At 37.7% G+C, this 23,142-nt stretch carries 13 protein-coding genes; 3 read left to right on the top strand and 10 right to left on the bottom strand.

What is annotated here, in order from left to right; genetic code table 11:
• Positions 1-104 precede the first annotated feature (104 nt).
• From GAB14E_RS03300 to ffh, 5 genes are all read right to left on the bottom strand, one after another.
• Positions 105-1,055, bottom strand: coding sequence for a sterol desaturase family protein (locus GAB14E_RS03300; RefSeq protein ID WP_033084023.1), 951 nt, complete (start codon positions 1,053-1,055; stop codon positions 105-107).
• Positions 1,056-1,214: 159 nt separating this feature from the next.
• Positions 1,215-3,569 carry a TonB-dependent receptor family protein gene (locus tag GAB14E_RS03305; RefSeq protein ID WP_033084022.1) on the bottom strand — a complete coding sequence of 785 codons (2,355 nt, stop codon included), beginning with the start codon at positions 3,567-3,569 and terminating at the stop codon, positions 1,215-1,217.
• Entirely contained in the window at positions 3,569-4,858 is a 1,290-nt protein-coding gene (locus tag GAB14E_RS03310; RefSeq protein ID WP_052094018.1) for an imelysin family protein, read from the bottom strand. Before GAB14E_RS03310 ends, GAB14E_RS03305 begins: the two co-directional genes overlap by 1 nt.
• A 242-nt stretch (positions 4,859-5,100) precedes the next feature.
• A complete protein-coding gene (locus GAB14E_RS03315; RefSeq protein WP_033084021.1) occupies positions 5,101-6,816 on the bottom strand; it encodes a DUF4856 domain-containing protein in 1,716 nt (571 codons plus the stop codon).
• Between the two features lie 468 nt (positions 6,817-7,284).
• Positions 7,285-8,673, bottom strand: coding sequence for a signal recognition particle protein (ffh, locus tag GAB14E_RS03320; protein WP_033084020.1), 1,389 nt, complete (start codon positions 8,671-8,673; stop codon positions 7,285-7,287).
• A gap of 298 nt (positions 8,674-8,971) precedes the next feature.
• Between ffh and GAB14E_RS03325 the strand changes: the two genes are divergently transcribed.
• Together GAB14E_RS03325 and GAB14E_RS03330 are read left to right on the top strand one after the other, a co-directional pair.
• A complete protein-coding gene (locus GAB14E_RS03325; protein WP_052094015.1) occupies positions 8,972-9,769 on the top strand; it encodes a cytochrome C assembly family protein in 798 nt (265 codons plus the stop codon).
• A gap of 126 nt (positions 9,770-9,895) precedes the next feature.
• On the top strand, positions 9,896-11,200 hold the full coding sequence (locus tag GAB14E_RS03330) for an HlyC/CorC family transporter (RefSeq protein ID WP_033084019.1): 1,305 nt from the start codon (positions 9,896-9,898) through the stop codon (positions 11,198-11,200).
• 611 nt (positions 11,201-11,811) lie between these two features.
• Here the strand turns inward: GAB14E_RS03330 and GAB14E_RS03335 are convergent.
• From GAB14E_RS03335 to GAB14E_RS03345, 3 genes are all read right to left on the bottom strand, one after another.
• Positions 11,812-12,432, bottom strand: coding sequence for a transglycosylase SLT domain-containing protein (locus tag GAB14E_RS03335; RefSeq protein ID WP_033084018.1), 621 nt, complete (start codon positions 12,430-12,432; stop codon positions 11,812-11,814).
• 1,802 nt (positions 12,433-14,234) lie between these two features.
• Entirely contained in the window at positions 14,235-15,839 is a 1,605-nt protein-coding gene (gene gshA / locus GAB14E_RS03340) for a glutamate--cysteine ligase (protein WP_033084017.1), read from the bottom strand.
• A 177-nt stretch (positions 15,840-16,016) separates the two neighbouring features.
• A complete protein-coding gene (locus GAB14E_RS03345; RefSeq protein ID WP_081967906.1) occupies positions 16,017-18,899 on the bottom strand; it encodes a M16 family metallopeptidase in 2,883 nt (960 codons plus the stop codon).
• Positions 18,900-18,986: 87 nt separating this feature from the next.
• On the opposite strand from GAB14E_RS03345, the gene GAB14E_RS03350 reads away from it, so the two are divergent.
• Positions 18,987-19,679 carry a TIGR01621 family pseudouridine synthase gene (locus tag GAB14E_RS03350; protein ID WP_033084016.1) on the top strand — a complete coding sequence of 231 codons (693 nt, stop codon included), beginning with the start codon at positions 18,987-18,989 and terminating at the stop codon, positions 19,677-19,679.
• A gap of 135 nt (positions 19,680-19,814) precedes the next feature.
• Here GAB14E_RS03350 and GAB14E_RS03355 read toward each other — a convergent pair whose 3' ends face one another.
• Positions 19,815-21,161, bottom strand: a complete 1,347-nt coding sequence (locus GAB14E_RS03355; protein ID WP_033084015.1) for a sodium-dependent transporter — start codon at positions 21,159-21,161, stop codon at positions 19,815-19,817.
• 270 nt (positions 21,162-21,431) lie between these two features.
• Entirely contained in the window at positions 21,432-23,006 is a 1,575-nt protein-coding gene (gene lysS, locus GAB14E_RS03360) for a lysine--tRNA ligase (RefSeq protein WP_033084014.1), read from the bottom strand.
• Positions 23,007-23,142 lie beyond the last annotated feature (136 nt).

Here is a 23,142-nt window from a genome sequence, read left to right as displayed (position 1 = left end):
AGCGCTTAACATCAAAAGCGTTGATAAATTAGGTGGCAGATAGATAAGTATAGCTAGGCAATGACAAAAGCGTGAACAAGCAGTAAAAAATGGACTTTTTAATATTATCGTTTAGGTAAAAGGCTTTGAGCAGCCTTTTTGAAGGGTTCTAAATATATTTGCAGTAAACTATTGTGGCCTTTGTGATTAACACTAATACCATAAGTTATTTTATCAACTTGCGATGCTTTAATATGACAACAAAACAGCCTATCCCATAACGCCAAGGCGGCACCAAAGTTACTATCAAAGTGTTTTGGGTTATCACTATGGTGAATTTGATGTTGAGCAGGACTAATTAAATAATTTTCAACTTTATCTCCCCAGCTTAACCAGATATGACTATGGCGTAAGTTTGAGCCAAAGAAGTTAAACAAAAACACCAAAGCGTTAGCGCCTAAAATGTCATACATCTTTAATGTCGGCCCAAAGAAGTAATAACACAGCCCGACAACAAAGCCTTGGGTTAATGTCATTCTAAAGGCATATAGTAAGCTCTCAACCGGATGGCTACGGTAAATGGTAAAAGGTGTTAGCACTAAAGCTGAATGGTGTACTTTATGAAACTCCCATAAGACTGGGATTTTATGCAAAATATAGTGTAAATAAAAACGAGTAAAATCATCAAACAAAAACAGTAGTACAGTGAAGATGGTAACAATTACAGCACTAGATAATACAATAGGTTCAATATAACCAAAAACAAACTCAAAGGCTGATGAAACACCGATAGCAATGGGTGCCATGGTAATAACAATCAGGGGAAAAAGAGCTGATTTGATCAGCTTGTTTACCACTAAGAGTACATAATCATGTCGTGCTGATTTATGTGTGTAAACTGATTTTGGAAAAACAAAGCGTAAGAAAGGCAGCAGGGAAAAACTAGAAAATTTCAGCCAATAAACAGGAATAGCCAAGGCTAGTGCAGAAAATAGATAAACAATGTAAATGCGTTTATTAGCATCAAAAAAATATTGGCTGAGCTCAGTTATATTAATTGATAAAAAATCCAGCACAAAACCGCCTAACAATTTTTAAAATAGGGATAGATTTAGAGCAGTATACTAAATCAAAACTCTGAATTGTGCGTTGATTTAGCGTAATAGTGCTTACAATACATCAAATAACACATAAATACGGCACACTTATAGCGCATACCGTATATGTGGTATTTTTTAAAAGTTATATTGATAACCAACAAACATTTGCTGTGGTTTACTTGGTCTTGCACCATAAGGTCTACGACTTACAATTTCTTGGCTATCAAGAATATTATCCGCCTTAAGATAAACTTTACCGTATTGGCCAAGATAATAACTTGCTGATAGATCTACTACCATAGAAGACTCTGTTACTTCACCTGATAAAATCACATCTTCACCTGAAGCCTCGAGCATTTCACCAACATAACGGGCAATAAAGTTTATATCCCACTGCTCTGCCGTTAAACCTAAATTAAGCGTTAATTGATGTTCGGCAAGGTAAGGCAAACCATCACCGGCAGTAATTGTGCCCCACATAGGAAAGTCCGACTCAAAACTATTTTTAAATTCTGAATCTGAATAGGTATAAACTACTGACATAGGTAACTCTAACGCTTCGCTGAGCTTAGCTGTATAACTGGTAGTGAATTCCAAACCGTAAACATCAACTTCACTACCGTTAAACTCTTTATCTAAGCTATCACCACAAGATGATGCTGCAGAGAACGAACAACTCTCTTTTAAGTTGCTCATGTCGTTATAAAAGAATATCACCTCAGCTTGCAGAGCTCCTTGATAAAAACGGCCACCGAATTCGTAGTTAACACTATTTTCAATTTCAGTTTCAGGACCTTCTTTAGGGCTTGTTGGGATAAAGCCTTCATGCACACCAAATAATAAACCTAGGTTTTCATTGACTGTATAAAACAAACTCAAACTAGGTAACCAAATATGAGAGCTTTTCTTTTGCCAGTCATCTTCTTCACCAACAACACGATTTTGATAAGTTGAATCAATAAATTCACCACGCAAACCTAATGTGATATCAAGGGCATCGTATTTAATGGTATCTTTAAAGAAAACAGCGATAGCATCAGTTTTTTCACGGTTGGTTGTGGTTTTTACTTGTTCACTACCATCATTAATTAAATGACCTTCACGCATATCAAAAGTATCTTCAGTATGATTACGTTCAATTTGATCTTGGTGAAAACGAGCACCAACATTGAATTTATGAGCTAAACCAAAAAGCTGTTGCTCAAAATAAAGCTCGGTTTGAATACCTTGTGAGTAATATTCACGAGCGTTATCACCAACAATAATTTTTTCTTCTTCTAGAACACTGTTAGCATCACCGGTTAATATTTGATAATAATGTGCGTTAGTACCGTCTTGATCTTCATCATTTGGATTAGCCAGTATCTCTTGTAGGTCAGGACCGCCTTTAAAACCATTTATTTTAAACCATGAACGTTCAAAATTATTGCGATAAACACGGGTGGTGATATCAAAATTATTGGTTTGCATAAAGTGAGTAAACTGAAATTGCTCATGCTGCCAATCCATATTGTCTAATTCACTGGCGGCATATCTGCGATCTGGATTTGTATAAAAGTCGTCATCGGTTAAACCAAGATAAGTTTCATTCGACTTTTCGTCTGCATAAGAGACTTTTAAGCCAAAAGTATGATCAACACTACCCGTTGTTAAGTCATAGCGAAACTTGGCCATGATGTCGTTTTTATCAAAGCCAGTATTACCATCGCCGTTATCATAAATCGTCGAACCGCCACCATCAAGCTCTTTAAAACCATCGGCTTGCATATTAATTGCTTCAACTAATACACCAAGACCTCCAATTTTTGTACCATAATAACCATGGGCTTTAGTATAACCATCCGCGCCAGCAGACAGGTCAATCATGCCTTCTTGCGCATCTGGTACTGCACGGGTTGTCATATTCAGCGCGCCAGCAACAGTGTTAGGGCCATACTTTATTGCCGCAGGCCCTTTAAATACTTCAAGAGAAGTCATTTTAGACATCATAGGGAAGTAATAGGCGGCAGGAGCAGAATAAGGCGCAGGCCCTATTAGGATACCATCTTCCATCACGGTGATTTTTTTACTACGTTCAGGTGTCGCACCGCGAAAGCCGATATTAGGTCTTAAACCATAACCATCTTCTTCTCTAATGTTAACGCCAGGCACGTTATATAAAACACGATTGATATCATCAAACTTAAATTTTTCTAACTCAGCTTCACCAATTAAAGTGGCTGAGCCACCTTCGGTTCTTAATTTATTGCCGTGTCCAATAATTTGAATGCGCTCAACATAGTCAATTTTTTTAACAACGTTAGCGGTGGCAGCAATATTACTGGCGATACTCGTGTTTGTTTGGACATTTTCACCCGAGCTTTTAGCTATAGCATCCTCTGCTGCTATAGCTGTTGAAACAGGTATTAAACCCGCAGATAAAGCAATAGATAGTGCAATGACGGTTGCTGATAAAGTAAATTTATTTGTTGCCGTTTTATTATTAAGCATTAATCATTGTCTCCAGCAGAAGTTTTTGGTAACTCTAAAGCTAAGCTGGTAATAAAGTCGCTTTTTAGTTTATCGGTAATATTTTTTACGTCGCCATGGGTTACTAAGACTTTATCGGAGTCATTAGCTAATGTTGATGCCAAAGACTGTTGATAATTTTTCGTTTCTTCAATAGCAAGCGCTAAATGATCATTTATAGTAGCTGCGGTAACTTCATCACCAACATCTGTTAAATAATGACTAAAACCTAACGCATCAGTCTCACCAGCAGTTAAGCTGCCTTGCATAAACATCTTCAGCGCTTGCAGGTTGTTGGTGATATTTGTGATCGAGTGATTTGCAAAATTAGACTCGACTGATTCAGGGCAGGCTTGTGAGCCACATTCATTGGCAAATAAACCTAGCGGTTTAGCTAATTTACTATCTTTAGTAAAGTTATCTAAATAGAAAATAGCATCACTTAATTTATTTACTGCGTCATGTTGCGTAGCAAAGTCACTGCCGACAGTACCTGCACTTTTAAGTTTAGCGGCATAACCACCCGTGCCATCACTGCCTTGCCAAGCGGTTAATAACTCTATAGCATTATTTTTAATATCTGCTGCGACTTCACTGGCAAATTCACAGCGAGCTACTTTACGGTATTGCTCGGTTTGGTTATTCCACTGTGTAGGTACTGTAGAGCCTGTGCAAGTATGAGCAAGATTATCACTAAACAGTAGAAACTCTAAGGCAACCATGCTTTTACGCGACGCTGTACGTGTAGCAATGTTATAAGGCTGACCATTTACACTACCTGCTTTAAAGTAAGTAACGTCAAGATCAACACCACAGGTATTTTTCGTCGGCCATGAATAAATATTATTACGTAAACCACCATCAATAAGAAATTGTGAAAATTGCATCATTTCGGCTTGCTGCCAGCTGTTCATAGCAGTTTGCCAACTTTCTTTTGCTAGTACTTTGGCATCATTAACTAATGTATCACTACTATTACCTAGAGCAAGTGCCGACTCTTGTACACAGTAGTTACTGATTGCTTGTTGCTGCTCAGAGGCTAGGGAAGAAAACTGCTGATAAGTTGGCGTGATGACCTTATCAACGATACTGGTTATTAATTTACCTTGATCAAAATCAGTATTGGTGTCTTGGCTATCATTAAAGCCAACACCATTTGTGCTGGTGGACTCTTCACCACATGCACTAATAATAAACACTGAGGCGAGTGCTACGGAAATAAGCTTCTTATTGATTGAAAGAGCAAAAGAGCGTGTAGGGGAATATTTCATGATTACTGTACCTTAAATTTACCTTTAGATTACCAATAGATTACCTATAGATTATCTTTAGACTGCCTTTAGACGACCTAACCTTTAACAACAATTAGCAGCTATCCATTTATGCTAATTACCTTTTTTACTTATTAATGCTTAAAACGCAACAAAGCTCGAACAACATCCCTGTTCAAGCTTTGTTTAAAATTTTAACTTGTTAGCCTTAGGTATTAGCGTCCCAGACTAACAATAAACGTTTACCAGTTAGCAACGTTTTCAGTATCAAAACTTAATGCCGCTTCTAAGATATCACGCGCCTTAATAAGGTCGGCTTGATAAGCCTCGATAGCCACCGCACCAACTAATACAGGTGCATCTTTCAATAACACATGCATTGCTTCAAATTGCGCATCAGTCATTGGCGAGTATGGGTTAAACTGTAAACCTAAAGCAAAACCTTTTAATTCAGAGAAGTGCTTAGCTGTATCGCTAAAACTAAAGTCAGCAGTACCTACTTTGTCTAAATCGCCATGTAAATCATTGATATAATGGACAACTGTACCAGCAACCGCATTCTCCCAAGCTTTAACTGCTGTATCACGGTAACCTAATAACTCATTCATTTGTGCTTCAGTTAAAGCCATACCAGCATTATCATTAATTAGCTTACGACCCATTAAGAAAGCATCCATAGCTTGCTTAGTGTAATCAGTTGCTGCAGCATTATCTTTTGAACCACGATCACGTTTCGCGGCATTTATTGAATTACCGAAGTTCTTCTCTGAGGTTAAGTCAATTACGCCATCGCCATCAGTATCATGTTGACCGTTCCAGTCACTACGACCATCTTCATCAGATGATACCTTACCGGCGATTTCATTGTCGTTATATGCTAAATAATCACGCGCTGCGCCAAAGTAGCCAAAACCTTCATCAAACTGATGTTCTAACTTGGTGTAGTCTTTAGTACCTTCTTTATCACCAGAAACATTATCTGTGGCTAAACCTTTTTCTTCATCTAAATAATCATCAGTTGCTTGTGAATAGGTTACTGACATTAATAAGAATTTTTGAATTAACTGATTTAAATCAGTGCCGTTATCAGTTACATAAACAGGGATTTTAGTACTAGTAATTGGATCAAAACGTTCACTACCTAAATTATCAATGGCTATATCAGCAATTTGTTGGAAGTAAGTATCAATCAAATCAACAGGTGTAGTTGAACCTTTTGCGCCCCAACCAGCAAACTCTGTTGACCAATCTTTATGTTGACCGCCAGTATCTTGGCCTGCTACTTTTTCTTTTAAGCTTTTATAACTACCAGATAGCTCATTAAATAACTTTTGCTTCGCTGTAGTGAAAGTGATTGCAAGGTTATCCCATGACAGCTCATCGGCATTATATAGGCTGTTCAACTTAGCGATAACATCAGCTTTAGTCGTTAAAGTACTGTCGTCTAGATCTGCTTGTAAACCACCTTTACCAATGTAATGTTTCAGCTCTGCAATTAACGCGTGACGTGCTGACTGGCCGCCGTAAGAAACACTTGATTTAGTTTCATCACCTACTTTGCTCATAAAGCCGTAATAATCAAGCATATCATTTACTTCAATAGTAAATGCTTGAGTTAGGCTATTGTTATCACTGTCCGTTACTGTGATATCAAAAGTTACACTGGTTTCTTTTTCGTAATCAAGTGCATATTCTGGAGCTAGGCTTAATGTAGCGCCTGAAATAACAAAGTTTTCATTGTTCGTTGTGTAAGTAAAAGAATCTTTAAGATCTAAGTCAACAACAGAAAGATCAGCAATCTTAGTCCCTTTAGCATTTTCATCAACTGAAACATTTGATAGCTTGATGTCTGTCGGTGCAAGATTTAATAATTCTTTAATATCATCACTTGAACAAGCGCTTAGTGTTGAGGTTGCTACCATTACGGCTATGGCGAGTGCTTTTCTTTGAAATTTCATTACTACTCCAATTGAGCTCATTAGTACCTTAAATTATTCCCTCAAAGAACACACAGAGAGAAACAAAGTCTTAAAATACAGAGCTATTTTGTATTATTTTTAATTGCGGGCATAATACACAAAGTTGAACATAAATGCGAATAAATCTCATAAAGATGTGGGTTAATGTTACTTTTATTGATATATAGCAAAGAAAGTTACAAATAGCTAAATTCATGTATCAGCATAAAGATAATTAAAACAGCTAAAATTCGATTTCTCTAAGCAACTGAAAGTTATATTTACTCTTATCAATAAGGGTTGAACATAGCAGCATGCAATGTTTACAGCTCATGTAATACCGGAGAAAGGTGCATTATAATCAGCATAGTTATTTTTTAGCTGGCTAACAACTGAACTTATTACCGGTAATAAAAAAGGCCGCGAATGCGACCTTTGATAAGAACAATTAAAAATTTATTTATAGCGTTAGCGGCCGAACATGCCTCCGCCTCCGCCCATTCCACCACCAGGTGGCATCATGCCTTGCATGCTACGCATCATCTTTTTCATGCCACCTTTACCTGACATTTTCTTCATCATTTTTTGCATCTGAGTAAATTGCTTAAGTAGCTTATTTACATCTTGAATTTGAGTACCAGAGCCCGCAGCAATACGACGTTTACGTGATCCTTTAATAACATCAGGACGCTCGCGCTCGCCTGGCGTCATAGAGTTAATGATGGCTTCCATTTGTACAGTTATTTTATCATCCATTTGATCTTTAATTTTATCAGACATGTTACCCATGCCAGGGAGCTTATCCATCATACCCATCATACCGCCCATGTTTTTCATTTGGACGAGTTGATCACGAAAATCTTCTAAATTAAAACCTTTGCCACTTTTAACTTTTTTAGCTAATTTCTCAGCCTGCTTTCTATCAACTTTTTGTTCAATCTCTTCAACTAATGAGAGTACATCACCCATACCTAAAATACGTGAGGCAATACGATCTGGATGGAATGGCTCTAATGCTTCAATTTTTTCACCAACCCCCATAAATTTAATAGGCTTGCCAGTGATATGACGAATTGATAAAGCAGCACCGCCGCGAGCATCACCATCGGTTTTCGTTAATATAATACCGGTTAGTGGTAATGCATCATTAAAGGCCTTGGCGGTATTAGCCGCATCTTGACCTGTCATGGCATCAACAGTAAATAAGGTTTCTATTGGGTTGATTGCAGCATGAAGTTGCTGAATTTCTCCCATCATGTCTTCATCAACATGTAAACGGCCAGCGGTATCTACAATTAATACATCGAAGAAGTTCTTTTTGGCATGTTCGATAGCAGCAGTCGCGATATCAATTGGTTTTTGTTTAATGTCACTTGGAAAAAAGCCAACATTGATTTCATTAGCTAGAGTTTCAAGCTGCTTAATAGCCGCAGGGCGATAGACATCGGCACTAACGACCAATACTTTTTTCTTTTCTCGTTCTGTTAAAAATTTCGCTAACTTGGCTACAGAGGTAGTTTTACCTGCACCTTGCAAGCCAGCCATCAAGACTATTGCCGGAGGAGCCGCTTTTAAATCAAGGGCTTCGTTGACATCACCCATGGCAGCTTCAAGTTCTTTTTGTACAATCTTGACAAAAACTTGACCTGGTGAGAGGCTTTTAGAAACATCAGTGCCAACAGCCTGCTCTTTTACTTTAGCAATAAATTCACGAATAACGGGTAAAGCAACATCCGCTTCAAGTAATGCCATACGTACTTCACGTAAGGTTTCTTTAATATTGTCTTCGGTTAAACGGCCACGGCCACTAATGTTTTTAAGCGTTTTACTTAAGCGATCGGAAAGATTGTCAAACATGAAATACTCTAACAGCAAAATATTGATAAGGTTAATGCTGCTATTATACCCAGATTTCCCTTAGATGCGACAACAGATAAATCCCGCCTATGATTTATTGCTAATAATGCTCATAAAATAATAATTTACTCGGTAGTTTGCTTGCCTTCATTTAATAAACTAATTATTGCTTTAATCATAAGGTAACCTTTGTTTTCTTTAATTTAAGTCAATACTTTGCGCTAATCACATGGCGCTATAGATTTTATCTGATAGAATCAATTTTTTAATGCATATTTGAGTTGCTCTAGGGGTTTTTGTGGATTTTTTGGTTATAGGTTCAAGTTTAGCATTTCTGCTTTATATGCTTGCGACGTTGGCGATCGTCACACGCTTGTTCCACCCTAAAGGACCAAATATCACTTTAGTTTTAAGTTTAGCCGCGGCAGCTATTATTGTGCATGGCTTTAATGACGCTTTATTATTTTTCTCGCAAGACACCATCAACTTTAGTTTACCCAATGTGATCTCCTTAGTCAGCTTGATTATCACCGTTGTAATTACCCTGGTGGCATTACGCTTTAAAGTTAATTTATTACTACCGGTGATATATGGCTTTACTGGGTTATGGCAATTAGTCATTATTTTTATTCCACCTATTGACTCTATCCCCTTAGTGATAGGGAAAGTCATTTTATTAAGCCATATCAGTTTTGCCCTAATTGCCTATTGTGTATTAATAATTGCTACTTTATTTGCTTTTCAAGTTACCTATATCAACCTGAAGTTGAAGAGTAAAAATTTAACTGCTGTCGCACATTTACCGCCACTTATGCAAGTTGAAAAGCAACTTTTTAACATCTTAACAGTGGGTACAGCCATACTATTTGTCAGTGAAATTATTGGTTTTACTTTCTTAGATGGCTTTTTGGCAAAAGAAAATGCCCATAAAACAGTACTTTCACTGCTTTCATTTGCCATTTATTGTTTAATCCTTTGGGGGCACTTTGCAAAAGGTTGGCGTGGTCACCGAGTATTAGTTCTTATGGTTAGTGCCAGTGGTTTACTCACTTTAGCCTACTTTGGTAGTCGTTTCGTTAGAGAGTTTATTCTATAAATACCACGGCTCCCCCTACCTTTGTAGCAATGACATCTTGGTACTTGTCGCAATAACACTGCTGGTATAAGCTAGCAGTGTTACTCAGTTATTTAATTTTTACTTTAGCTAAAGGAAACCCTTTTTTTGGACAGTATATCCACCCAGATGCTCTTTACCATTCTTGGCATCTTAATATTTATTTCTGCCTATTTTTCAAGCTCTGAAACCGGCATGATGTCACTCAATCGTTATCGCTTACGCCACCTTGAAAAGCAAAAGCATAAAGGCGCTAAACGGGTAAGTAAGTTACTTAGTCGACCAGATCGCCTTATTGGTTTAATTCTTATTGGTAACAACCTAGTTAATATTGCTGCTTCTGCTATTGCAACTATCATTGCTTTACGTCTTTCTAGCGAAGTTGGCATATCCGAAGATTTAGGAGTATTAATTGCCACCATTATATTAACCTTAATCGTGCTTATTTTTGCTGAAGTGACCCCGAAAACATTGGCGGCCTTATATCCAGAAAAAATAGCTTTCCCAAGTTCAATTATTTTATCACTGTTATTAAAAGTCATGTTGCCTTTTGTTGTTACGGTTAACTGGATAACCAATGGCATTTTGATGATGTTAGGTATAAATGCTGAGCAAAGAGAGCAGCATAGTTTAAGTAGCGAAGAATTAAGAACCGTAGTGAACGAATCTGGTGCTTTATTGCATCAGCGTGACCAAGATATGTTAGTCGGTATTTTAGACTTAGAAAAAGTTGTCGTTGAAGATATCATGATCCCCCGAAGTGAATTAGTTGGCATTGATGTTAACGATGACTGGAAGAAAATACAGAAGCAACTTACCCAAGCAAATCATACCCGAGTGCTGCTTTATCGTGACAGTATCGATGATGTTGTCGGATATATTCATGCCCGTGATGCCTTAAAGCTGCTATCCAAAAGTCAGTTTACTAAAGCGACCTTACTTAGAGCAGTACGTGAATTATACTTTGTTCCTGAGGGAACTCCTTTAAACATTCAATTGCTAAAGTTTCAACATGCTAAAGAGCGTTTAGGCTTAGTGGTTGATGAATATGGCGATATCCAAGGGCTTGTGACTTTAGAAGATATCCTAGAAGAAATTGTTGGTGACTTCACCACAACCATGACACCGACAACCAGTGACGAAGTTAACTTGCAGCCTGATGGCAGCTATTTAGTTGATGGCAGCGCGAGTATTCGAGATATTAATAAAGAAATGTCATGGAAGTTGCCCACAGATGGTCCTAAAACGCTCAATGGCTTGATAATAGAGTACTTAGAAGATATCCCGCAGAGTAATATTAGTTTACGTATTTCAGGCTACCCTGTAGAAATCATTGATGTAGCAGATAATAAAATAAAAACTGTGCGGGTAATGCCTGAACATTTTGTTGATGATAGCCCTGAAGAAGACTAATTATACACTTAGAAAGTTAATCACAAAGTTATCCACAGAATAAGCTTTTTGAATATTCTTATTCAGCTTTCCACAATTTCTGTGGATAACAATAGCCAACCCTATCAGTAGCAGCCTTTACTTATTTCAACAGTTTTTTACTAAAAACGCAGTCTTTTTTTTCCTGTTTTTTTACAAAACCGCTAGCTATTTCTGAAGCTATTATCACAGCTAGCCTTCGCGGTTTTTTGTTGTCAAAGGAAGGAATTGGCAAGCTTTATGCGTTTGTTTTATTATTAAACACATAATTCCACTGGCTAAAAATTACCAAGTTACTTTTGCTGTTATTGCTAGGGGCTGTTGATCTTTCAGGGTTAATTTTGTTCGCTTCTTTTCAAAAGAGTAGAGCGTTTTAATCGCGGCGAGTAGTGTGTAGCCTAGTCATTCTAAGCAAATACTACTCAACAAAGAATAGAACGCTTTTAGCCGAACCCTTCGGACAGCGTTTGTTGGGAGTTTTTACTACGTTATCGCCTTTTGTGTGGAATAACCAAATGGCAAAGGCCCTGCCTTGTATCAATACCCAACGATTCGCTGTAAAAACAATCTCGAAAGATCAACAACCCCAAGTATTAACCAAAGAATAAGCGCCACAACCAACCGTGGTCTAGATCTTTTTCACAGCTCTTTAATTGACTACTGTAGCGTCGAGCGCGATTATCCACTTTACGCGATACTTTCACTAACCAAGGTTTTTTCTTATAACTTTTATGCTTAAAGCCGCCCCAACCTTCGTGGTAATTTAAGTACTGACTGTATGCATCCCACTTAGAGACACCATTAACTTTTTGGGTTTTAAAAATAAACCACCCCATAAAATCAATTGCGTCCTCAAAATCATCGCGATCAGCACCTGAATTACCTGTTTCCCGCACGTAATCTTTCCAGGTCATCGTTTTAGCCTGTGCGTAACCGTATGCACTACTTACTCTGCCCCAAGGAATAAAACCGAAGAGATAGTCCCTTGGTGGAATTGCATTATGGCGAAATGAGCTTTCTTGATACATCATACTCATAGGTACATGAATGGGCACCCCCCAGCGTTCCCGTACATCTTTAGCAGCAAAGTACCAATCACGGTGTTCGCGAAATATTTCACATATATTTTCGGGATTTTTAGGTGGTGGCGTGGCACAACTAGCAAGCAAGAAAACACTTACCACCGTTAACAATGCAGTTTTATATGAAGGCATACACGAATAATGGTTATTTAAATTTGTCAGTTATAATGCCAGAAACCCCTGTTTAATGGCAGTTTTTGGCAAAATTTTTATTTATTTTAACTAAATTGAAAAAGTTTTAAAATAATTTGAACTAAACTAACAAACAGCACTCTTATTTATCAGTTATGTTATTCCCTTAGTGTTTCATGTTTTACGCGCTCTCTAATTTTAGTTGGGCGCTTTTTTTTGTCTTCAATTCAGCAAATAGAAAAACAGCTATGTTATTCCCCCCCCCCCTTATTAGTGAAGTCTCATGCTTTTACTGTGCTTACCTTTAATAGTTAACCACTTTTTTGTGCCTTTAATTCAGCAAATAGAATAACAGCTATGTTATTCCCACCCTTATTAGTGAAGTTTCATGTTTTTACCGCGCTCTCTAATTTTAGTTGGGCACTTTTTTTGTCTTCAATTCAGCAAATAGAATAATAGCTATGTTATTCCCACCCTTATTAGTGAAGTCTCATGTTTTTACTGTGCTCTCTAATTTTAGTTGGGCGCTTTTTTTTACCTTCAATTCAGCAAATAGAATAACAGCTATGTTATTCCCACCCTTATTAGTGAAGTTTCATGTTTTTACTGTGCTAACCTTTTTTATCAGGCTGTTATTCTCGCCCTATTTTTCTCGATAATAACTAAATAAATTTTATTATAGATAATTTGAACTAAAACAATAAACAGCACTCTTACTTAACAGTTATGTTATTCCCTTAGTGTTTCATGTTTTTATCGCGCTCTCTATTTTTAGTTGGGCGCTTTTTTTTGCCCTAAATTTGAAGGTGAACATAACACTGATGTTATTCCACCTAATTTAGTGAAGTCTCATATTCTTACTGTGCTTATCTTTTCTTAATAAGGCTGTTATTCTCGCCCTATTTTTCTCGATAATAACTAAATACATTTTATTATAGATAATTTGAACTAAAACAATAAACAGCACTCTTACTTAACAGTTATGTTATTCCCTTAGTGTTTCATGTTTTTATCGCGCTCTCTAATATTAGTTGGGCGCTTTTTTTTGCCCTAAATTTGAAGATGAACATAACACTGATGTTATTCCGCCCAATTTAGTGAAGTCTCATACTTTACACACGCTAACTTATCTTTAGAAAGTAGTTGGGCGATTTTTTTTACCCTAAATTTGAAGGTAAACATAACATTGATGTTATTCCGCCCAATTTAGTGAAGTCTCGTGTTTTACATGCGCTATCTTATCTTTAGAAAGTAGTTAGGCGCTTTTTTTTTGCCCTAAATTTGAAGATGAACATAACACTGATGTTATTCCGCCCAATTTAGTGAAGTCTCGTGTTTTACATGCGCTATCTTATCTTTAGAAAGTAGTTAGGCGCTTTTTTTTTGCCCTAAATTTGAAGATGAACATAACATTGATGTTATTCTACCGCTTTGGCTGGAACTTTCTTGTTTGTAGGCACTTTATAGCTAAGTGAACTTATACCTCGAATATAAAAAGAAATAATAGTGATGTTAACAGAAGCTTTACTGGAGTTTAATTAGGGTGAAAATAAGGTGTTTGTCAAAGCAAGAAGTTATCAATAAATATATTTGAAATAAAATGAACTTATCCGCTATTACGACGTCTTAACTATTGAAACATTCTTCCCTGGATTGCTTTCATTTGATTTAAGTTTTGTTTACTTAAATAACCGGCGCGTCACCTTGACGCGCTTTTTTTATAGCTATCTTTTTGATTTTCCACTATTGATTCAACATAAGTGATTCAACATAAGTTACAGTGTTGGCATTATGCAAACTTTTTATGCAAAATAATCGGATAAAAAATCATCGAAATCAAGCTCATCGTCTGCTTCAATTTTTTGTTGGGCTTGATGTGATGCTGGCACACTGTTATCAAAAAAGGCTTGATCGTAAAACTGGTAGTCACGAGCTTTAGCTTGCTGCTGATATAGGCTTGCTTTATCTAAGGCGTAACCAGATAAGCATTGTTCTTGAATAACTGATATTAACTGCGCAGAGGGCGTTAAACTGGCATCATTAATTTTAGCTTGCTCACGAACAATGGCGGCACTGTAATTACTGGTTTGGTAAGCCTTATCTAACAGTTCAGCCACAAGGTGCAGCTGCTCAAAGATCTCATTACCCCAAGTAGTAACCGATTTAAGTTTAACTTCACCTTGGTTATTACTATCAGACAATAATAACTCAGGGTCTCTACCACGTAACACTACCTCATTCATATTTGAGTCATGAATCTTTTGTGCCGCACAATCAAACTCTTCATTATCGAGAAATGCACAATAAGTAAGGAATATATCTAAGAAGTGAACTTGCTCAATGCTAATACCTGTGTCGGAAAAAGGGTTTACATCAAGCGCTCTAACCTCAATATATTCAACACCACGTTCACCTAATGCAACTGACGGCTTCTCACCCGATTTAGCAACACGTTTAGGGCGGATTGGTGCATACAACTCATTTTCAATTTGCAGGACATTATCGTTAAGCTGCTGGTATTTACCGTTTACTTTGATACCAATATCAGCGAAGTCTTTAGACTTTAATTTGATCGCTTGCTGCACACCATCGACATAATCAGCTAAGTTGTTATAACAGATTTTCAATGCCGATTGCTCTGAGCTGGTATAACCTAAATCACTCATACGTAACGAGGTAGCATGCTCAAGATAAAGCGCACCAAAAGGTGATTTTTTAAAAGGTAACTTATGTTCCTTACCTTGTAAAAACGAGCCACAAATGGTCGGAGAACTACCGTATAAGTAGGGGATCAACCAACAAAAGCGCTTATAATTTCTTAAAATAGAAAAGTAACGCTCAGAAATAAAATCATCTAAGGCTAATGGCTGTTCACTAGATGTCGCTAATTTTTCAGCATCATGTAAGTTTTTCTGTACTTGCCAAAAGTCTTGCGAAAACGAAAAATTAAAGTGAATACCTGAGATCACTTGCATCATTGAGCCATAGCGATTTTTCAAACCTTGACGGTAAACTGTCTTCATTTTACCGATGTTTGAACTACCATATTGCGCTAACGGTATCTTTTCAGCATCGTTAACAAAACATGGCATACTCATCGGCCATAACAGTTCACCTTCAATATTCTCAAGAGTATACTTTTGAATATCTTGTAGCTGGGCAATGGCTTGTTCAGGAGAATGGCTTACCGGGGTAATAAACTCAAGTAAGGTCTCTGAGTAATCAGTCGTTATTTGCCCGTGGGTAAGCGCTGAACCAAGCTGGTGATAATGACCATGCTCTGATAACTTGCCTTCAGGCAATATTCGTAATGCTTCTCGCTCTATGCCGCGGCCAATACCTGCAACTGCAGCCAAATTTTCACTTTGGCTGAAAGTGCCAATATAATCTGTTAATGAGAGTGTCAAAATAATTCCTATCTATACTCGTTAGGCTAACATGTAGTCTAATTATTAGTTTAATTTAGTATTTAGCGAGTCAAAGGTAAAAGACCCCTTACTGATAACGATATAAATAAGGGGCCTTTTAGTTATTTTCAATACTTTGTGAATTAAAATCAGCTTTATTTATTACCCAGAATATTATTACTTAGCCAATTCCAGTTCAACCACCTCAATATTAAGCGCTTTTAATTGTGGCCTGACTACTTGACCGTCGCCAACGACAATCCATTGCATAGGTTTTGCTAATTCTTTTGCCGCAATAGCATTTAATTGCTCAAGGCTGATATTGTGTATTATCTCACTTTGCTTTTCACCATAATTAGTCGGTAAATGAAACTGTAACAATTGTCTTAAGAAACCACTTTTCTGACTTGGTGTTTCAAAACTCAACGCTTCATTTTGTGAAATAGCTTGACGCATAAAAGTGACTTCTTCTGTAGTTAAACCATGCAATTGATAGTTTTCCAGCTCTTTTTCAATTTCGACCATAGCATCATAAGTGTGCTCTTTTTTAACACTAGCGCCAGCACTGAAACGGCCGAGAGTTTTACCTGCTGAGAAGTAACTTGAAGCGCCATAGGTGTAGCCCTTGTCTTCACGTAAATTTAAGTTAATACGGCTGTTAAACGCGCTACCTAACGGGTAATTCATTAACGTCGCTTTAAAATGTTCACCTGTTGCATCATAAGTCATTGCTCTACGAGATAACTTAATTACCGACTGGCTAGCATTAGGTAAGTCAACAAAATAAAGTTTACTTGGGGTTACGTCTGGAAATAGATAATCACCATGGACATTATAGTCTTTGCCTTGCCATGCTTTTAATGGCCATAACTTGCTAAGAAAATCAGCTTTATCGATATCACCAACCACCACTAAGCTCGCTTTAGCTGGAGAGAAGTAAGCTTGATAGAAGCTTTTAATATCTTCAAGTGTTATCGCCGACACAGTAGCTATAGTACCACTATCAGCTAATCCAAAACGATTATCCTTGCCGTAGGTTACTTGCTTTAATGCTCTACTAGCTAAAGTACGAGCATCTTTATTACCCTGTTGTAAACCTTGAATCAATTGATTTTTCACGCGGTTAAAGTCATCTTCATTAAAAGCAGGCTTGAACATCATTTCATTCATTAGCGCTAAAGTAGCATCAAGGTTTTTTACTAAGCTATTAACTTTAATATAAGTGTTACGACCACCGGCACCAATTGAAATATTACTACCTAATATGGCTAGTTCGTTTGAGAGCTCTTCTTTACTGTGCACTGTCGTGCCTTCATTCATTAAACTTGCTGTTAAACTAGCTAAACCAGCTTTCTCCACTGAATCTAGCAATACTCCACCATCTAAACTCAATAATAAGCTTACTGTTGGAGTTTCACTATTCTTAGTCGCTATGATTTCAATGCCATTATCAAACTTCTCCCGCCATAAAGTAGGCACGGTAATCTGTGGATTAGCACCTGATAATGGCATTACACTGCGATCAAAGTCACTGGTGTTTTTCATTAGTGGTGTATCAAGCTCTGCTAGCAATGGCGGCTTACTAACATCTGGTAGGGCAAAGTTATTTTCTTTAGCGACTAACACTTCTTGGCCTTCTGGCACTATCGATAATATCGCGGCACCTTTCCCGTGAATGTATTGTTTAAAAACACGCATTACATCGGCTTTAGTCACTTTATTATACCGAGCAACTTGTTGCTCGGTATAATTAGCATTACCCAACATAGTTTGATAATGCGCTAAGTTAGATATTTTTCCTGAAACACTCTGTAGGCCATAAATGGTGCCAGTTTCAATACCTACTTTTGTTTTTAATAAATCATCGGCGTTAACACCACGCTCTTCAAACTCAACTAAAGTATCATTAATGACTTTTTCAATTTTTGCTAGTGATAGACCTTGCTGTGGGTTTGGTAAAGCAAAGAAGTTCATGCCACAAGCTAATTCACGACATGGGTGACTTGCTCCCGCCTGCACGGCAACACCCGACTTTACAAGGTTTTTATAAAGTAATGATGTTGGACCACCGCCTAAGATATTAGCCAAAACATCAAGAGCTGGCTCATCGTCATGCATACCATAAACTGTTGGGAAGCTGATATATAGTAGTGGTAAGGATACATTATCGGTAAATGAGTAATAACGATTTTCCTCAAGTGTTACCGGCGTTTTAGCCATATTTTCAACCGCAGGCCCCTGGCTTAACCCACCAAAGTATTTATTTACCCAAGCAAGAGTTTGCGCTTCATCGATATCACCACCGATGGTAAGTACGGCATTATTAGGTCCGTACCAACGTGAGAAAAATTCTTTTAAGTCGGTGACAGTACCGCGATCAAGATCTGACATATAGCCAATAACTGGCCATGAATATGGATGTTCACGTGGGAAAATCATCTGATTAACGGTTTCATTTAATCGACCATAGGGACGATCATCAACATTTTGACCACGTTCATTTTTTACTGTCGCGCGTTGTATTTCAAATTTTTCAGGGGTAATTGCTTCAAGTAAAAAACCCATTCGGTCAGACTCAAGCCATAACATTTTCTCTAACTGGTTTTTCGGTACCGTTTCAAAATAGTTGGTGCGATCTGAATTTGTCGTGCCATTTAAATCACCACCACTTTGTGTGACCACTTTAAAGTGCTGCTCATCGGCAACATTTTGTGAACCTTGAAACATCATGTGTTCGAAGAAGTGAGCAAAGCCAGATTTACCCAATTGTTCACGAGCTGAGCCAACATGATAAGTAACATCAACGTGCACTAGCGGGTCTGAATTATCTTGATGTAAAATTACAGTCAAGCCGTTAGCTAACTTGTATTTTTTAAAAGGTATATTAATGGTATCTTGCGTAGCAACTACCGTTTCAACCAAGCTTACACCGCTAGGTAGAATGGTTGTTTCTTGACTACTACAGGCAAATATTAATGCTGTAGTAGCGGCAATTGCCGTGACTTTAAATATAGAACTAAATTTTTTTAATATCGATGAAGAAAAGCGCTTCTGAGGGATATGTGGCAAAATAACATCCTGTAAAAAGGGTAAAATATAAGAGTTTGAATTATCATAGCAAACATAAATCCTTTTCGGTTAATTTAAATGTTTAAAACTATTACAGAACATACTGACTTTATAGTTGTTGATAAAAATGCAGGAATAAATTTTCATGATGAAGGAGATCTCGGCTCAGGACTGTTCTCTTTAGTTAAAAAACAACTACAACGCCATAATGTAGATGCTGAACTTTTTCCAGTGCACCGCTTAGATAAAATGACTTCTGGCTTAGTTATCTTTGCCAAAAACCTTACCTGTGCCCAAGTCTTTGGCAAGCTATTTAATGACCATGACATCGAAAAGTACTACCTTGCCATTAGTGACAAAAAGCCGAGTAAAAAACAGGGTTTAATTAAAGGCGATATGGCTAAGAGCCGCCGCGGTATGTTTAAATTATTACGCACCATGGAAAACCCAGCAATCACTCAATTTTTTTCATTCAGCATTGCCAATAAACAACGTTTATATTTACTCAAACCTCACTCAGGTAAAACTCATCAATTACGCGTTGCATTAGCAAGTATTGGCGCACCTATTGTCGGTGATCCTTTATATTACAGTCAGTCAATCGCAGACAGAGGTTATCTCCACGCCTATTCGCTCAAGTTTAGCTATTTAGGCGAAGAGTTCGAGTTCACTTCCCTACCGACAAAAGGCAAGTATTACCTTAATGAAGCGCTTATTGAGCAATTAGCAGCAATAAAAAAGCCTTGGCAGTTAAACTGGCCAAGGCTTTAAGCAACTTTCAATATTTAATAGCTTTACAGCAAGATGTTAGTATTTAGACAAGGCAGAGTGTGTGACATGTAGTCTGCTACAAGAACACACGGTTACTCCGACTTAGCAGACCGCATAAATTTCAAATAAGAGCGGTTAAAGAGAGTGCCAAAAAACTAAACCTATAGCTGTCGGACAAACAAACTTAGTATACCAAGGCCAAATCTTCCAGAAGAGGCTGTGCTCAACAGTATCATTGCCTTGTTTAATCTCCGCTAAGATATCACTTCTATGCCATATCCATGTAGCAAATACACAGCACAGCATGGCAATAATTGGTTGGCCATATTGCGTTGATAGAATGGCGACAAAATCTAACATCCATTCTAAATTTAACACTATAATAATACTTAATACTAAAATACCTAAACCAATAAAAGTTGTAGCTCGTTCACGTGACATATCATGACGTTCTACCGCAAACGACACGGGTCCTTCAAGCATTGAGATACTCGATGTTAATGCTGCTATCGACATTAAAACAAAAAAGCCAAAAGCAACAAATAAACCAACCAAACCCATACCCGAAAAAAGCGCCGGTAGTACGGTAAATACCAAGTTAGAGCCAGATATTAAGCTACCGTCTTCTGCAAATATAGCAACACCCTGGGCCTGTGCTACATACATAGAAGGAATAATTAATAGGCCAGCTAAAAAGGCAATAGAAACATCTATAAGGGTTACTTGTGCGCCAAGAGTGACTAAGTTTTCTTTTTTAGCAATATAAGAGCCATAAATGATCATCACACTGGTGCCCAGTGACAAGGAGAAAAACGCTTGCCCTAAAGCACTTATTAGCAAGTCGGGTTCAAATACACGGGATATGTCTGGATTTAAGTAAGCAGAAAACCCCTCCTTTGAGCCTTCCAGCGTAAATACGTAAATGATTAATAATATCAACAAACCGATGAGCATCGGCATTAAGCGTTTAGACCATTTTTCAATGCCCTGTTCAACACCCCGGCGAATGATAAATATGGTTAGGCTCATAAAAAATGCGGTAAATAGAATATTACGTGTTAACGAATGATTGATAAGCCAATCAGCTGCGTCAATTAAACCCGCTAACCTTGCTATTGGTTCAATAGCGTAAGACATCATCCAACCAGCGATAATGCCATAAAAACTTAAAATGAGTGCTGCACAAATAATACCGCCAAAACCAACAACAAAACCAAAACGTCTTTGCCAGGGATTACGGGCTATTTTTTGCATACTACTAACGGCGTTAGCTTGGCCATAACGCCCTATTAATAGCTCAGCCATAAAAGCAGGATAAGCTAAACAAAATGCCAACACTAGATAAACTAGTACAAAAGCAGCACCGCCATTACTTGCAGTTTGAGTTGGAAAACCCCAAATATTACCTAAGCCTACAGCTGAACCTGCTGCAGCCATAATAAAACCGAAACGCGAACTAAAGCCGCCTCTTGAAACACCCATTTATTACCCCAGAACTTTTTTGCTTTTCACGCCGTTGAGCCTGTTAACCATACCTAGCTCAGCGTGATATTATTTTTATAATGATTGATCGTATGGTGGCACTAATCTACGCAATTACAGATAAGATGAACAGAGCCATAAGATAAAAAAAAAAAAAGCCCAGTGTATAGCTTTATTTACGAGCTTTACACCAGGCTTTACCTTTATATTCGCTAATAGTTACTAAAGCTCAAAGCTATAGTAAAGCGACGATATAGTTAATACTGCTAATTATTCCGCTTCAGGACGCATATGTGGGAATAAAATTACGTCTTTGATCGTTGGTGAGTCAGTAAACAACATCACTAAACGGTCGATACCAATACCTTCACCTGCCGTTGGCGGTAAACCGTACTCTAAGGCATTGATATAATCGGCATCATAATGCATGGCTTCATCATCGCCAGCATCTTTTTCTGCCACTTGTTTTTGGAAACGTTCAGCTTGATCTTCAGCATCGTTAAGCTCTGAGAAACCATTGGCTAATTCACGACCGCCAACGAAGAACTCAAATCTATCAGTAATAAATGAATTGTTATCATTACGACGTGCCAGTGGTGAAACTTCCCACGGGTATTCAGTGATAAATGTAGGTTGATCTAATAAGTGCTCTGCTACTTCTTCAAAGATTTCACAAATATATTTACCTGGGCCCCAAACTTTTGAAGCACTACTTTCTTTAACACCAACCGCTTTCGCCATGGCTTTGATTGCATCGAAGTTATTTTCTGGGTCACGTAATACAGCTTCATCAAGGCTTGCTGCCGCGCGATGGTCTTTACCGTAACTCAAAATAGCATCAACCATTGATAAACGTGCAAACGGCTTACCGAGGTCGTAGAATTTTTCTTCTACTACTTCGCCATCAGCATTCTTAACGGTATTACGAATAGTGGTAGTACCTAATACATCTTGGGCAATAGTACGTAACATTTCTTCGGTGGTATTCATCAGGTCATGATAATCAGCGTAGGCCTGATAGAATTCAATCATAGTGAATTCTGGATTATGACGGGTTGAAATACCTTCGTTACGGAAACTACGGTTAATTTCAAACACACGATCAAAACCACCTACCACTAAACGTTTTAAGTTAAGCTCTGGCGCAATACGTAGGTACATATCAAGATCAAAAGTATTATGATGGGTCATAAATGGCTTAGCTGTTGCGCCGCCCGGTATGATTTGCAGCATCGGTGTTTCTACTTCCATAAAATCACGCTGCGTTAAGAAGTTACGAATACCAGCAACAATCTTTGAACGAATTTTAAAAGTATTACGAGTATCTTCATTGATAATTAAATCAACGTAACGCTGACGATACTTAGTTTCTTGATCAGATAAGCCGTGAAATTTTTCTGGTAATGGGCGTAAAGATTTGGTTAATAGCGAGTACTCATCCATATTCACGTAAAGATCACCTTTACCTGATTTATGTAAAATACCTTTAATACCAACAATATCGCCAATGTCTAATGAACCCCATTTAGCTCGGATTTCTTTTTGCACTGTTTTTTCAGCGTAGCCTTGAATACGGCCTGACGAGTCTTGTATTACTAAAAATGGTCCACGTTTTGCCATAACACGGCCGGCAATAGCATATGTAACTTGTAGTCCTTCAAGCTCTTCTTTGGTTTTTTCACCGTGTTCAGCTTGAATGTCTGCAGCTAAATGTTCACGATTAAAATCGTTAGGAAAACCATTAGCTGAACAATTAGAGCGAATCTTTTCAAGTTTTACACGGCGCTCAGCAATCAGTTTATTTTCATCTTGTGCTACGGGTGCATTATTGGCTTTATCTGTCATGTTAATTTCTCAAAGTTATCTTTAATTTTTCAATGTGTGATTCACACCTTGTTGAGGTAACTATGTCTTTCCTCTATTACCTTCAGTGAATCCATAATGTGTTCATGGATTCCCGATAAGACACTTCGGGAATGAC

This window comes from Colwellia psychrerythraea (assembly GCF_000764185.1).
In the GTDB taxonomy this organism is placed as follows: domain Bacteria; phylum Pseudomonadota; class Gammaproteobacteria; order Enterobacterales; family Alteromonadaceae; genus Colwellia; species Colwellia psychrerythraea_B.
Note: the sequence above shows the minus strand (reverse complement) of the source record. Positions and strands in the feature narration are given on the sequence as shown.

Bases quoted from the DNA above. Each gene is read 5' to 3' on its own strand.
- GAB14E_RS03305 (WP_033084022.1), bottom strand. From the start codon at position 3,569: ATGCTTAATAATAAAACGGCAACAAATAAATTTACTTTATCAGCAACC.
- GAB14E_RS03310 (WP_052094018.1), bottom strand. From the start codon at position 4,858: ATGAAATATTCCCCTACACGCTCTTTTGCTCTTTCAATCAATAAGAAG.
- GAB14E_RS03315 (WP_033084021.1), bottom strand. From the start codon at position 6,816: ATGAAATTTCAAAGAAAAGCACTCGCCATAGCCGTAATGGTAGCAACC.
- ffh (WP_033084020.1), bottom strand. From the start codon at position 8,673: ATGTTTGACAATCTTTCCGATCGCTTAAGTAAAACGCTTAAAAACATT.
- GAB14E_RS03335 (WP_033084018.1), bottom strand. From the start codon at position 12,432: ATGCCTTCATATAAAACTGCATTGTTAACGGTGGTAAGTGTTTTCTTG.
- GAB14E_RS03350 (WP_033084016.1), top strand. From the start codon at position 18,987: ATGTTTAAAACTATTACAGAACATACTGACTTTATAGTTGTTGATAAA.
- GAB14E_RS03355 (WP_033084015.1), bottom strand. From the start codon at position 21,161: ATGGGTGTTTCAAGAGGCGGCTTTAGTTCGCGTTTCGGTTTTATTATG.
- lysS (WP_033084014.1), bottom strand. From the start codon at position 23,006: ATGACAGATAAAGCCAATAATGCACCCGTAGCACAAGATGAAAATAAA.